Source organism: Pseudomonas sp. R4-15, from assembly GCF_055768815.1.
The window spans coordinates 4,293,224-4,306,055 of record NZ_CM147293.1 but is presented as its reverse complement, the minus strand read 5'-3'; the positions used below and the strand labels follow the sequence as shown (position 1 = coordinate 4,306,055).

The window sequence follows — 12,832 nt, the reverse complement described above, 5'->3', positions numbered from 1 at the left end:
TGGCTCGAGTCGACTCAGGCTTTGCCATCGCCGCTCGGTAGCCCGCCCTCGCGCACCCAGAACAATGTGGCGCCGGCCACCGCTGCCGGCATCACCAGTAGATTGACGACGGGCACCAGCAGCGCCAGGTAGGTCACGCCGCCGAAGCCCAGGGTCTGCCAGCGCCGGGCGCGCAGCCAGGCGAGCATGTCCTGCCAGCTCATCTTGTGATTGTCAGCGGGGTAGTCGACGTACTGCACCGCCATCATCCAGATGCCGAACGCCAGCCACAGCGGTGTCGCCAGCAGGTTGAGCCCGGGGATGAAGGACAGCACCAGGAGGCCGGCGACCCTGGGTAGGTAATAGCCCAGCTTGCGCATCTCGCGGCCCAGGGTGCGTGGGACCATGGCGATCAGTTCCTTCCACGCGAAGGGAGGCGCCAGGTCGACGCCGCGCTCGACGGCTTCCACCTTCTCGGCGAGAAATCCGTTGAAGGGGGCGGCGATCAGGTTGGCGAGCAGGGTGAAGCTGAAGAACACCATCAGCAGCACCAGCAGCACGAACAATGGCCAGAGCAGGTACTGCAGGAAGGCCAGCCAGTCGGGCAGGCTCGGCATCAGGGCATCGACCCACAGGCCGAAGCGGTGCCAGCCGTAGCCGATCAGCGCGCCGAACAGCAGCAGGTTGACCAGAATCGGCAGGATGGCGAAGGCGCGCAGGCCGGGACTGAGGACCAGTTGCAGGCCCTCGCGCAGATAGTCGGGGCCGCGCAGTAGCGGGACTGACATAAGACTCTCCAGCGACTTGCCGATGCATCGAAGCTATCGGCGGGATTGAAAGCATCGATTTCCGATGGGCGCGGCGGTAAGCGAGCATAGCGCCATCGATCGTTTCGACCCTTTGCGGAACCACCGTTTGCCTCGACCCCTGAGTGCCTTGCTGCGGTGGTTCCCTTTTCTCCCTTCGACGCTGCGCCCATTGCTGGGCGCGGCGTCTTTTTTTCAACCGCGCAGACGCAGGGGCTGGCTGGAGAAGCTGACGCCGGCCAGGCCATGCTGCATCAGCGCACGGATATTGCCGTGATCGTCGCCCTCGGGATGGTCCAGTACGGCGCGGTAATGTTCGCCGAAGGCGAGCAATGCCTGCTCGTTGCTCAGCCCCTCCAGGCAGGCCATCGCCAGGGTCTTGCAGGAGCCTTCGTTCTGTCCCGCGGCATTCGCCACGCCACCGTTGACGAAGGCGCTGGGGGTATAGGCGTAGCGCGCCTCGATGAAGGCCAGGGTATCCGCGAAACGGTGCTCGCCGCTGGTCAGGCTGTCACGCAGTTGTTCGAGGGTCATCACGGTTTGTTCACCTTGTCGAAGGCCGCCTGCTGCTCGGCGCTGGCCTCTTTCTGGTATTGGGCTTTCCACTGGGCATAGGGCATGCCGTAGACGGCTTCCTTGGCCTGTTCCATGTCCAGTTCCACGCCGTGTTCGTCGGCGGCGGCCTTGTACCACTTGGACAGGCAATTGCGGCAAAAGCCGGAAAGGTTCATCAGATCGATGTTCTGCACGTCGGTCCGCATGCGCAGGTGTGCGACCAGGGCGCGGAAGGCGGCAGCCTCGAGTTCGAGGCGTTGTTGCTCGGTCATGTCGTTGGCTCTCAGGAATGGCTATTGGCGTTTGGACAGCGAACTGTCGGCATCGCTCTCGTGGGGCGTGGAGTAACGCCCGTGGCTCTTCTAGTCGAGACGGGCGCCTTTCTTCAGGTGACGGCCGCCGTTGACCACGATGTTGCTCCCGGTGGCGTAGCTGGTGCCGAGCAGGAACAGCACCGCGTCGATCAGCGGTTCGGCGCCGGGCTCGAATTCCAGCAGGGCCTTGCGGAAGGTGCGCTCGACGTACTCGCTAGTGGCGTCCTCCTTGAGGATCAGCAGGCCGGGCGAGATGCTGTTGACGCGCACCTGGGGTGCATACATCTCGGCGAAGGACAGCGTCATGTTCTGCAGGGCGGCCTTGGTGGCTGCGTACGCCACGTGATTCTTGCTGCCGCGCGAGGCGCTCTCGTCGCAGACGTGGATGATGTCGGCGCGGCCGGCACGGATCAGCCACTGCCCCAGCGACTGGTTGAGATGGAAGGGTGCCTCGACGTGCAGGCGGAACATCGCTTCCAGGTTGTCGAGGTCGTCGTCCAGCCATTGCGAGGCGTTGTGCACGATGGCGCGCAGCGAATCGTAGTGGGCCTGCACGTGGGCGATCAGTGCCTCGCGCTGCTGGCGCACCTGCAGGTCTGCCTGGAAGTGCTGGATACGCGGGTGAGCCGGTGCTTGCTCGGCCCGGCTCACCGCGAGCACGTCATGGCCGTGCTCGGCGAGCCGCATGGCCAGCTCCAGGCCGACCCGCTTGCTGGTGCCGGTGATCAGGATGGGGGAGGTCATGGCGAGAGAATTCGATGGGACTTCGACGCCTATCTTTACAGAAAGCCCCGGCGGCGGCCAGACGCCGCCGGGGACTGGTTCTACTCCGTCGCCGGATGGCTCAGGCGCTGCGCGGCCTCGCGGCGGGGTTCGGCCTGTAGCCAGGGCGCCAGCAAGCGGCTCATCAGGGGAATGAAACCGCAGACCATGATCGGCGTGAGGATCAGTGTGCTCAGCAGCACCCGCTGCAGCAGCGGCAACTGGCCGAGCAAGTCGCCGAACAGCGCATTGAACGCCAGCGATACCGGGAAGAACGCCAGCCAGACGGCCACGCTCTGCTTCCAGCGTGGTGGCGGGCGCGGGCCGTTGCCGAACCAGCAGCCGATGCCTCGCACGCGGTGTTCGTGAGGCGCCTGAAACAGGCCGCTGCCACGGCGCAGCCATTCGCGGCGCGACGCGGAGTGCTCCCAGCAGGCGAGGGTGGCTTCGTCGGAGAAGCGGAAGACGATCTGGAATTCGTCGCCGCCAGGCGGCGGTGCGAGTACCCCTGAGCCGAGATAGCCGGGGAAGTCGACGGCAAGACGCTCGCCTTCATGCAGCCAACGGGTGAAATCGTTGTAGCGGCCACGGGCAACGCGGCGCGCCACCATCAGGGTGACGGGTTCGGCAGACATGGGTATATCTCCAGGCAACGGCGAGCAGGCCGGGTAGGCCGATCGCAACGGTCGCGCCCCGGGGTGTTGGGACGCGATGTTTTGACAGGCAAGGATTATTCCCGATCCCTGTGCAGGCGTCAGCCCCGCCGGGCGGTCATTTCGGCGGAAAGAACGCCCTTGCGGCGCACGTGGTTGGTGCGATCGGTACGGATGCTGATCCGTAAGGGTGCGCAACGTCGCCAGCAGGGGCTGCCTGCGGCATACTGGCACGCCCTTCGAGCAGGAGTTCTCGCCGTGTATGTCGCCATTCTTTGCGGGTCGGTATTCGGCAATGCCGAGGATGTCGCCCGACATGCCGCACAACGCCTGACGAGCGCGGGCCTGGACGCACGCCTGCTGCCGCGGATGGACCTGGACAGCCTGCTGGCGACGCCGCCGCAGGCGTTGCTGGGCATCACCTCGACGACCGGCATGGGCGAGCTGCCGGACAACCTGATGCCGCTCTACCAGGCGCTGCGCGATGGCTTGCCCGCGGCGTTGCGTGGCCTGCCCGGCGGCGTCATCGGCCTGGGCGATTCGGCCTATGGCGATACCTTCTGTGCCGGCGGCGAGCAGTTGCACGAATTGTTCGTCGAACTCGGCGTGCGGGACGTGCAACCCATGCTGCGCCTGGACGCCAGCGAGAGCGTGACCCCCGAGACCGACGCCGAGCCCTGGCTGGATGCCTTCAGCGCGGCGTTGCGCGGCTGAGCGGGCCGGACTCGTCGATCAGCGCCAGCCAGGCACGTGCTGCGCGCGACAGATAGGCGCCCTGGCGCCAGATGAAGCACAGATCCCAGTGCAGCGGCGAGCCACTCAGCGGCAGGCTGAGGGTGCCGGGCCGCTGCAATCGCTGGGCGACCAGGCGAGGCAGCAGCACCACGCCCTGGCCGGCTGCCACCAACGCGGCGAGCAGATCGCCCTGGCCACTGCGCCCGGCCTCACGCGGAGTGAAGCCCTCTTCGCGACAGGCCTGCAGCAGGCGATCGTTGAGGGTGAAACTCTGCTGGTAAAGCAGAAAGGGCGTGTCGGCCAATTGCGCCAGCGCCACGCTGGGCTGTGTCGCCAGTGGGTGGTTGGCGGGCAGTAACACGTCGAGCGGCTCGTCGCAGAATGGCTGATAGGCGAAAGCCGGGTCGCTGGGCGTCAGGCTGCCGGCCAGGTCCAGCTCGCCGTTGAGCACGGCGCGCTCCATGAGCTTGCTGCCGCCCTCTGCCAATTGCAGGTTCACCCCGGGGTAGCGGCGCCGGTATTCGCTCAGCGGCGCCGCGAAAAAGGCTTCACCGCCGAGTACCGGCAGTCCCAGGCGCAATTCGCCGCGCAGCAACTGGTCGAGATCATCCAGCTCGGTCTGCAACTCATGTTGCAAGCGCAGCATCTGTTCCGCGCGTTTGAGCACCAGGCTGCCTGCATCGGTCAGGCGCAGGTGCGGGCCGTTGCGCTCGAGCAGTTGCACGCCCAGTTGCTGCTCCAGTTGGGCGACCTGCTTGCTGACGGTGGACTGGGTGGCATGCAGGTGGTGGGCGGCCTGGGTGAAGCCACCATGGCGTACCACTTCGGCGAAACTGCGTAGCAGCTTGAACTCCATGCTGGGCTCTCGTTGGATTCTCTAATGGAATGGTATCTAGTCAGATAATTCGCTTTTGCGATAGTAGCCGACTGCCTATGCTGCGTCTGTCTTGAGGTGTCTTCCATGTCCAGCGTGCAGCGTTTCCTGCGTCTGTGCTGCGAGCTCGCAGTGCTTTTGGTTCTCTATTTCATCGGCGCGGCAGTCGCCCACTGGGCGGGTTGGCCCGTGCCTGGCGGGGTGATCGGGCTTGCCCTGTTGCTGTTGGCGTTCGCCAGCGGTCTCGTACAACCCGCGACATTGCAGTTGGGGGCCGGCTTGTTGATGGCCGAAATGCTGCTGTTCTTCATTCCCGCCTTGATGAGTCTGCTCGATTACGGCGCTCTGTTACGCCAGGAAGGCGGGCGCATCGTCCTGGTGATCGGCTGCAGTACCGTGCTGGTGATGCTCAGTACCGCCTTCACGGTGGACTGGGTATGTCGCTGGAGGACCCGTCGTGAGTCTTGAGTTCCGCCCGCTGCTGTGGCTGTTCCTGACCCTGGGCTGCTACCTGCTCAGCCGCTGGCTCTATCGGCGCAGCGGCCGCTACCTGCTCTCGCCGCTGATCCTGGTGCCGACCCTGCTGTTGTTGGTGGCGATTCCGCTGCATGTCAGCTACGCCGAGTACTCGCGCAATACCCACCTGCTGCTGGCCATGCTTGGCCCGGCGACCGTCGCCTTCGCAGTGCCGATCTGGCAGCAGCGTGCGCTGCTGGCACGCTACTGGTTGGCCTTGTTGCTGGGCATGCTGGCCGGCAGCGTGGTGGCGATCTTCTCCTCCTGGTGGCTGGCGAGCCTGCTGTCGCTGGAGCCCCAGGTCGGTTTGTCGCTGGTTCCGCGCTCGGTGACCACGCCGTTTGCCATGCCGTTGGCCCGAGACCTGGGCGGCGTGCCCGAGCTCGCGGCGATCTTCGTGATGATCACCGGCGTGTTCGGCGCCACCCTGGGCGGCGTTCTGTTGCGCTGGTTGCCGCTGCGCACGCCCTTGGCGCGCGGCGCCCTGTTTGGTGTCGGCGCCCACGGCGCCGGCGTCAGCCGAGCCCAGGAAGTCGGTAAGGAGGAAGGCAGCGTCGCGGGGCTGGTGATGGTGCTGACCGGACTGCTCAACCTGGCGTTGGCGCCGCTGCTGGCGCTTTGTCTCTGAGGTCCTAGTGTGTCGCGGGGGCATCCTGCAGGCGCCGCAGGCGCTCGCTCAGGCGTAGCCGCAATGGCCCCTCTTCGCTGAGCAGCAGTGCATGCTGCAGGTCGAAGCGCTCGCCCTGAGGGCATTCCAGCTGTCGATAGAGATCGGCGCGAGCTATGTGGTCGGCGCAACTGGGGCCGACCAGTTCGAGCACGCGCTCGGCGTCCTTCAGGGCCGACAGCGGGTCGCCGGCCTCCCCATGTAGGCGCCGCAGGTTGCGTGACAGCCGTACGAGCATCGCCCGGGCATCCGCGCTACGCAGGTGATAGCCTTCGAGACAGGCTTGCGGACCCTGGATACGGCGCAGCAACTCGCGACATTCAGGGCTGTACAGACGCCGTCCGGTCGCAGGGTCAAGCACGTGGTCGGCGCCGGGGGCACGCAGCAGGAAGTGCCCGGGGAAATCCACTCCCTGCAGGGGAATCTCCAGACGTCGGGCGATATCCAGGGCGATCAGTGCCAGGCTGAGCGGTTGCCCGCGACGACGGGCGAGGACTCGCTGCGGTAAGGCTGCGTCCACGCCGGGTGCCTCGTCCTCGGCGAAGCCCAGCGCTGCGAGCTGGCGCAACAAGGGTTGTGCCAATTCGATGGCGGGGAGGCGTGGTAAGGCAACGTCGATGCGCTGGGCCAGGTTGGCCAGCTCATTCAGTGCGTCACACGGATTCAGCTGGGGATCGTGCTCGACGGCGAGCCAAAGCGCCGCCTCGAAGGTAGCGGGCGGGTCACGGCTCAGGCATTCATGCAGGGCGGATCGAGGATCCATGGGAAACCCTCCGGCGCATTGGCTAATTCTTAGCCGGCACGGTGGGCTGAGTCCAGCGACTTATTCTGCCAGGGTGGCGGTGGCGGGGAGCATGTCCTGCAGGTGTGCGGGTAGTTCGCCATTCTCGATGGCCAGGCCCAGTTGGACGCTGGCGATAAAACGCTGCAGGCGCTCCGGGTTCAGCCACTGCTCGGCACTGATGAAACGCTTCACCGCGACTTCCTCTCCCGCCGAAAGGGTCAGCAGTACGCTGCCGTCCGGGCGCTCGACGCTGAAGTTGACGCAGTAGTTCGCCTTGAAGGCCTCGGTGATGGTCTGGAATGGACTTTCCATGGGGCTACCTCGCTTGTATGCCTCGGATGGACTTGGCCGGTGGCGGCAAAGTTTCGTCGTCAGCCTGGCGTGCCGCCCACCAGGGCGAGAGACCGACGGATGGTCGCTGCCGCGCACCAATTAGGTCCTTAAATCAAGGCCTTGCACAAAAACGGGTAGCTTTTGCAGACCTCAGGATGCTTCATTCAACTCGTCGAGCGCGGCGATCTGCCCCTTGAAGGCCTTGGCGAACACTTCGCGGTGGCGGGCCAGATAGATGCCCAGGTCCTCGGCTTGTTGCTCGCCCAGTTCAGGGGACTGCCGTTGCAGAATCGCTGCCAGTGCTTCGGCCAGTTCCAGCATGCGGTCGTGACGGTCGGCCTCGCTCTTATCCATGAACAGGCGCTCCGGATCTCGACTGCTGCGGTACACCACTTCGACTGCCATTCATCACCTCTATGCCTTTTCCCGTCGATAACTGTCTGTATATACAGTGTCGAGAGGATACGACACCTGCCGTCATCTGGCCAGCGGCCATTCTGCATGGCCTGGCTCGTAACTTGATGCGACGAATTGTCCCGGCGTCCCCGTTATCTCCCAGCCCGAAAGCTGCATCAACCGTCACATGCCGGTGTGACGCTGGCCTGCCCTAGGGTCTGTTCCCGTTTCATTCACGGCCGCGCCGGCAGAACAGGTACCGGCCCTGCGGGTTGTGCCAGAAATGACCTGCGCTGTCGTTGCAGGACTTGCCAAGGGAGTGACCATTGGCGGCGTCCTGCGCCTAACCGCAGGCCATTTCTGGCGACAACGCGGTTCGCGAATGAAACGGGAACAGACCCTAGGAGAACGACGATGAACAAGCTGGACTGGGCCGAGCGCCTGCGCCGCCGTATGCACGAAGTACTGGAATCGCTGGGTAACCTGCTGGTCGAGGCGTTCCATTACCTGGCCCTGTTCGCCATCGGCGCGGTGACCGCCTGGGCGGCGGTGCTGGCCTTCTGCGAGATGCTGGACAAAGGGCATATCAGCATCGACGACATCCTGCTGCTGTTCATTTACCTCGAACTTGGGGCGATGGTGGGCATTTACTTCAAGACCAACCACATGCCCGTGCGCTTTCTCATCTATGTGGCGATCACCGCACTGACGCGCCTGCTGATCTCCGACGTGTCACACCATAATCGCCCGGACGAAAGCATTCTCTACGTCACCGGCGGCATTTTGGTGCTCGCCTTCGCGGTGTTGGTGGTGCGTTTCGCGTCTTCGCGCTTCCCTTCGTCGGCGAGCAGGGAGTCGTCGGGCTCGGGGCCGAGCAGCTAGAACTGCCCATGCGTCTCTGAAATAGGCGCAGACGACTAATTCGACCGGCAGAAGAGAACTTGGCCTCTGACTTGCTGGTCAGTTGTTGCAAGTGGCCCCAGGCAGGTGATCAGCATGTTCAATCCATTCAGATTCGTCAGTGACGCGTTCAGACACGAATATCAGGTGCGCTTCGCCATCGAGCGCATGGATGGGGGGGTGATCCTGTCACTGAGCAACGAGGAGGGCACGATCGTCGCCCGGCGCGCGTTGAGCGCCGAGCAGTTGGCCGACGAGACCCGTATGCAGCAGATCGTGCAGAGCATCCGCTTCGGTCTGGCCATCGACAGCGGCTACGGCGTTTCCTGCCTGCAGGCGATCAGTGCCGGACAGGCGAGCAGCGCGTCGACACTGCGCGGTGCCGTTGGCAGCGCCTGACTCAGGCGTTACCCAGCGGCGCGAGCAGATGGTTGAGGTCTCGTTCGTCGAGCGCTAGTTGCCGATCGCTGTCCAGGATGTCCTGGGCGAGCCCTGCCTTACGCCGCTGCATCTGCTGGATGCGTTCTTCGACGCTGCCGCGGGTGATCAGTTTGTAGACGAAGACGGGCTTGTCTTGCCCAATGCGGTGCGCACGATCACTGGCCTGCGCCTCGGCGGCCGGGTTCCACCAGGGGTCGAAGTGGATGACGGTATCCGCTGCCGTGAGGTTGAGGCCGGTGCCACCGGCTTTAAGGCTGATCAGGAAGATCGGCAGTTCCCCGGCCTGGAAACGCCGCACGGGGGTGGCGCGATCGCGGGTCGAGCCGGTGAGCAGTGCATAGGGAATGCGCCGTCGTTGTAGTTCAACCTCCACCAGCCGCAGCATTTGCGCAAACTGCGAGAACAGCAGCACCTTGCGCCCTTCGGCGAAGAGCGCTTCGAGCATTTCCAACAGCGTTGCCAGCTTGCCCGACAGCTCGGCGTGGAAGGCCCGCGGATCTTCCTGCTCATCGAGTAGGCGCAGGTCGCAGCAGGCCTGGCGCAGGCGCAACAGCGCCTCGAGGATGACGATCTGGCTGCGTGCGAGGCCCTGGCGGTCGATTTCCTCGCGAACCTTGCGATCCATCGTTTGGCGCAGGGCTTCATAGCGCTCGCGTTGTGCCGAGGACAGTTCGACCCATTGCACGATCTCGGTCTTCGGAGGCAGTTCGGGGGCGACCTGCTCCTTGCTACGGCGCAGCATGAACGGCCTGACCCGCGAGGCCAGTGCTGCCAGCCGCGCCTTGTCGTCCTGGCGCTCGATGGGCCAGCGGTATTCGGCATTGAAGCGCTGCTCGTCGCCGAGCCAGCCGGGCATCAGGAAATCGAACAGTGCCCAAAGCTCTCCCAGGTGGTTCTCCAGAGGCGTGCCGCTCAGGCACAGGCGCTGGTTCACGCGCAGTTGGCGTGCGGCCTGGGCCGCCTTGCTGCGTACGTTCTTGATGTGTTGCGCTTCGTCCAGCACCAACAGCGACCAGTCGTATTCGGCGAGTACGCGCAGGTCGCGAGGCAGCAGGGCGTAGCTGGTCAGTAGCAGATCGCACTCGCCGATGCGCTCGAACAGGCGCCGCCGACGCGGCCCCTGCAGCGCCAGCGTGCGCAATCCGGGGGCGAAGCGTGCGGCCTCGTCGAGCCAGTTGGGAATCAGGCTGGTCGGGACCACCACCAGCGCCGGATGCGTCAGGCGGCCGGCCTGCTTTTCCTGCACCAGGTGCGCCAGGGTTTGTAGCGTCTTGCCCAGGCCCATGTCATCGGCGAGCACGCCACCCAAGGCGAATTCACGGAGGGTCCGCATCCAGGCAACGCCCTGGGCCTGATAGCTGCGCAGTCGAGCGTTGAGTCCCGGGATCTGCGTCGTTTCGGGGGCGGCGTTGCGCAACTGGCGGGACAGCCGGCGCAAGTCTTCTCCGCCCCGCCACTGCAGCGTCGGGCCTTCGCTCAGTTCGGTGAGGCGTGCGGCGTCCGCGCGGGTCAGTGGCAATCCCTGCTGGTCCATGGGGTACTCGCGCAACAGCAGGTCGCCAAAGGCGCTGAACAGGGCGCGAAGGCGCGCGAAAGGCAACGCAACACGTTGGCCATGGCCATTGCCCGAGAGTGCCAGCAGGAGAACCTCATCGTCTCGGCGCCGCGCCAGGGCTTCCGGGGACAATTTCCAAGGCGTATTGCGCAGGCAGGTATAAAGCAGCGGCAGCAGGTTGATGCGCTGCCCGGCGGCGATGATGCCCCAGTGCAGTTCGGCGCCTGGGCCCTCGCTGGCCTCGAGTTCGACGTACCAGTCGTCCGCTTCGAGCAGATCGAAGTGGAAGTCCGGGCGCAGCCGTATGTCCCAGCCCTGTTCGCGCAGCGTGCTCAGCCCTTCCCGGGCGAAGCCCAGCCAGGCTTCTTCGCTCGGCAGTTCGAAGGCTTCGCCGGTGGTTTCGGGCAGTGCCTCGCTGACCCTCAGGGCGATGGCGAAGCCCAGTTCTACCAGGCGCTGGCGCAGCGCGGCTTCGCTGGCGGCATCGCGCTGGATACGCAACTGACTGCCGTCGGGCTGGTTGATCAGCAGATCGCGCGGCGGACGTCCATGGGTGAGATGTCCGGCATAGCGGAAGGCCAGGGCTGCGCGGTGTTGCGTCTGTTCGCTCATGCGACCCTTGCGCGCATCGTAGTGCACGCGCACGTGACTGCCGAGGGTCAGTACCGCCTCGGGGCGAGGCGTCTGTACGTCGGCGGCATTGCTGGGCAATGGCAGGCCTTCGCGTTGCCGCCCTTGCAGGGTGAGCAGGGTGGCGACGATGTGTTCGCAGTCCAGGCCGGTAGCGCAGGTGCAGGCGCCATGTACCTGCCAGGCATCGCCCTCACGATAGGGACGAATGGTCTGTCGATAGAGGCTGCCGCTGGCATCGCGGCATTCACCGCGGATCAGTTGTGCCTCCACTTCCAGCAGGCGCGTGCGGTCTTCTTCGGCGTACTGCCGACCCAGTGCAAGGGTCTGCTCGCCGAACAGAGCCTGCCAGGCGTCGGGCGTCAGTTGGCGCAGATCAGGAGCATCCATCACGGCAATGGCCGCAACGGTTGGGAGAGGGCGGTGTACGACTCGCTCATGGCACGCCTGAAGGATTGCAGAACCGTCGATTATCCCACGCCCGTGGGGGTTTTCCAGCGCCCAATGAAAAACGCCCCGGAGACCGGGGCGTTTTTCATCTCGAGCGAGTGCGGGACACTGGACTCAGTGGCCGTACACCGGCAGGCGTTTGCAGATGGCTTCCACCTTGGTGCGCACACTGGCTTCGATGCTCTCGTCGCCGAGGTTGTCCAGCAGGTCGCAGATCCAGCCAGCCAGCTCACGGCAATCGTTCTCGACGAAGCCACGGGTGGTGACCGCCGGGGTACCGATGCGCAGGCCGGAGGTGACGAAGGGCGACTGCGGGTCGTTCGGCACGGCGTTCTTGTTCACCGTGATGTGGGCCCGGCCGAGGGCGGCGTCGGCGTCCTTGCCGGTGATGCCCTGCTTGATCAGGCTGAGCAGGAACAGGTGGTTCTGGGTGCCGCCGGACACTACGTCGAAGCCGCGTGCGACGAACACTTCGGCCATGGCCTGGGCGTTCTTCACCACTTGCTGCTGGTAGGCCTTGAACTCGGGCTGCAGGGCTTCCTTGAAGCACACCGCCTTGGCGGCGATGACATGCTCCAGCGGGCCACCCTGGGCGCCGGGGAAGACCGCGGAGTTGAGCTTCTTCTCGATCTCCGGGTTGGCCTTGGCCAGGATCAGGCCGCCGCGCGGGCCGCGCAGGGTCTTGTGGGTGGTGGTGGTGACGACGTCGGCGAAGGGCACCGGGTTCGGGTAGACGCCAGCGGCGACCAGACCTGCCACGTGAGCCATGTCGACGAACAGATAGGCACCGACCTTGTCGGCGATCTCACGGAAACGGGCAAAGTCCAGCTTTTGCGAGTAGGCGGAGAAACCGGCGACGATGATTTTCGGTTTGTGCTCGACGGCCAGGCGCTCGACTTCGTCGTAGTCGATCAGGCCCTGGTCGTTGATGCCGTACTGCACGGCGTTGTACAGCTTCCCGGAGGACGAGACGCTGGCACCGTGGGTCAGGTGACCCCCGTGAGCCAGGCTCATGCCAAGAATGGTGTCGCCGGCGCTGAGCAGCGCCAGGTAGACGGCGGCATTGGCCTGGGAGCCGGCGTGCGGCTGGACGTTGGCGTAGTCGGCGCCGAACAGTTGCTTGGCGCGCTCGATGGCCAGTTGCTCGACCACGTCGACGTGCTCGCAACCGCCGTAGTAGCGCTTGCCCGGATAGCCTTCGGCGTACTTGTTGGTGAGCACGCTGCCCTGCGCTTCCATCACTGCCGGGCTGGTGTAGTTTTCAGAGGCGATCAGCTCGATGTGATCTTCCTGGCGCTGGGCTTCCTGCTCCATGGCGGCGAAAAGCTCGGCATCGAAGCGGGCAATGGTCAAGTCTCGGCTGAACATGGCAATCCTCTGGATCGTCTGGCGGTGATGAACAAGGGGGGCGGATTCTACCTCAAGCCCGCCGCCCTGGCACATGAGCGCCGATCATGTACTGCGCAGGAACCATTCACGCTC

The 12,832-nt window shown here is 65.0% G+C and carries 16 protein-coding genes; 5 read left to right on the top strand and 11 right to left on the bottom strand.

Features of this window, described 5'->3' with window-relative positions:
- Positions 1-14: 14 nt before the first annotated feature.
- The 5 genes from cysZ to ACYRGX_RS20740 form a co-directional block, all read right to left on the bottom strand.
- Entirely contained in the window at positions 15-767 is a 753-nt protein-coding gene (cysZ, locus tag ACYRGX_RS20760; protein WP_473054314.1) for a sulfate transporter CysZ, read from the bottom strand.
- A 213-nt stretch (positions 768-980) separates the two neighbouring features.
- Positions 981-1,319 (bottom strand): HopJ type III effector protein, encoded by a 339-nt coding sequence (locus ACYRGX_RS20755; protein WP_473056745.1) that lies wholly within the window; start codon positions 1,317-1,319, stop codon positions 981-983.
- Complete coding sequence (locus ACYRGX_RS20750) at positions 1,319-1,612, bottom strand: DUF1244 domain-containing protein (protein WP_473054313.1); 294 nt, start codon at positions 1,610-1,612, stop codon at positions 1,319-1,321. Before ACYRGX_RS20750 ends, ACYRGX_RS20755 begins: the two co-directional genes overlap by 1 nt.
- Positions 1,613-1,702: 90 nt before the next feature.
- Complete coding sequence (gene folM / locus ACYRGX_RS20745) at positions 1,703-2,398, bottom strand: dihydromonapterin reductase (protein WP_473054312.1); 696 nt, start codon at positions 2,396-2,398, stop codon at positions 1,703-1,705.
- An 80-nt stretch (positions 2,399-2,478) separates the two neighbouring features.
- Positions 2,479-3,051, bottom strand: coding sequence for an antibiotic biosynthesis monooxygenase (locus ACYRGX_RS20740; protein ID WP_473054311.1), 573 nt, complete (start codon positions 3,049-3,051; stop codon positions 2,479-2,481).
- Between the two features lie 276 nt (positions 3,052-3,327).
- Here ACYRGX_RS20740 and ACYRGX_RS20735 point away from each other — a divergent pair, with 276 nt between their 5' ends.
- Positions 3,328-3,783, top strand: coding sequence for a flavodoxin (locus ACYRGX_RS20735; RefSeq protein ID WP_473054310.1), 456 nt, complete (start codon positions 3,328-3,330; stop codon positions 3,781-3,783).
- Here the strand turns inward: ACYRGX_RS20735 and ACYRGX_RS20730 are convergent.
- Entirely contained in the window at positions 3,761-4,660 is a 900-nt protein-coding gene (locus tag ACYRGX_RS20730; protein ID WP_473054309.1) for a LysR substrate-binding domain-containing protein, read from the bottom strand. The genes ACYRGX_RS20735 and ACYRGX_RS20730 overlap by 23 nt on opposite strands.
- A 105-nt stretch (positions 4,661-4,765) precedes the next feature.
- Here ACYRGX_RS20730 and ACYRGX_RS20725 point away from each other — a divergent pair, with 105 nt between their 5' ends.
- Together ACYRGX_RS20725 and ACYRGX_RS20720 are read left to right on the top strand one after the other, a co-directional pair.
- Positions 4,766-5,146, top strand: a complete 381-nt coding sequence (locus ACYRGX_RS20725; RefSeq protein ID WP_473054308.1) for a CidA/LrgA family protein — start codon at positions 4,766-4,768, stop codon at positions 5,144-5,146.
- The gene (locus ACYRGX_RS20720; protein ID WP_473054307.1) at positions 5,136-5,822 is read left to right on the top strand and encodes an LrgB family protein; all 687 of its coding nucleotides are present in this window, start codon (positions 5,136-5,138) and stop codon (positions 5,820-5,822) included. The genes ACYRGX_RS20725 and ACYRGX_RS20720 overlap by 11 nt, the downstream gene beginning before the upstream one ends.
- 4 nt (positions 5,823-5,826) lie before the next feature.
- Here ACYRGX_RS20720 and ACYRGX_RS20715 read toward each other — a convergent pair whose 3' ends face one another.
- The 3 genes from ACYRGX_RS20715 to ACYRGX_RS20705 form a co-directional block, all read right to left on the bottom strand.
- Entirely contained in the window at positions 5,827-6,624 is a 798-nt protein-coding gene (locus ACYRGX_RS20715; protein WP_473054306.1) for a SirB1 family protein, read from the bottom strand.
- 60 nt (positions 6,625-6,684) lie between these two features.
- Positions 6,685-6,957 (bottom strand): DUF3509 domain-containing protein, encoded by a 273-nt coding sequence (locus ACYRGX_RS20710; RefSeq protein WP_473054305.1) that lies wholly within the window; start codon positions 6,955-6,957, stop codon positions 6,685-6,687.
- A 171-nt stretch (positions 6,958-7,128) separates the two neighbouring features.
- Entirely contained in the window at positions 7,129-7,383 is a 255-nt protein-coding gene (locus ACYRGX_RS20705; RefSeq protein ID WP_473054304.1) for a YebG family protein, read from the bottom strand.
- A gap of 405 nt (positions 7,384-7,788) precedes the next feature.
- On the opposite strand from ACYRGX_RS20705, the gene ACYRGX_RS20700 reads away from it, so the two are divergent.
- Together ACYRGX_RS20700 and ACYRGX_RS20695 are read left to right on the top strand one after the other, a co-directional pair.
- On the top strand, positions 7,789-8,256 hold the full coding sequence (locus tag ACYRGX_RS20700) for a phosphate-starvation-inducible protein PsiE (protein WP_473054303.1): 468 nt from the start codon (positions 7,789-7,791) through the stop codon (positions 8,254-8,256).
- A gap of 114 nt (positions 8,257-8,370) precedes the next feature.
- Positions 8,371-8,673 carry a DUF3509 domain-containing protein gene (locus ACYRGX_RS20695; protein ID WP_473054302.1) on the top strand — a complete coding sequence of 101 codons (303 nt, stop codon included), beginning with the start codon at positions 8,371-8,373 and terminating at the stop codon, positions 8,671-8,673.
- A gap of 1 nt (position 8,674) precedes the next feature.
- Here the strand turns inward: ACYRGX_RS20695 and ACYRGX_RS20690 are convergent, their stop codons facing one another.
- Both ACYRGX_RS20690 and glyA read right to left on the bottom strand, forming a co-directional pair.
- Positions 8,675-11,290, bottom strand: a complete 2,616-nt coding sequence (locus ACYRGX_RS20690; protein ID WP_473054301.1) for a DEAD/DEAH box helicase — start codon at positions 11,288-11,290, stop codon at positions 8,675-8,677.
- A 174-nt stretch (positions 11,291-11,464) separates the two neighbouring features.
- Positions 11,465-12,718 (bottom strand): serine hydroxymethyltransferase, encoded by a 1,254-nt coding sequence (gene glyA, locus ACYRGX_RS20685; protein WP_473054300.1) that lies wholly within the window; start codon positions 12,716-12,718, stop codon positions 11,465-11,467.
- Positions 12,719-12,832: the final 114 nt, after the last annotated feature.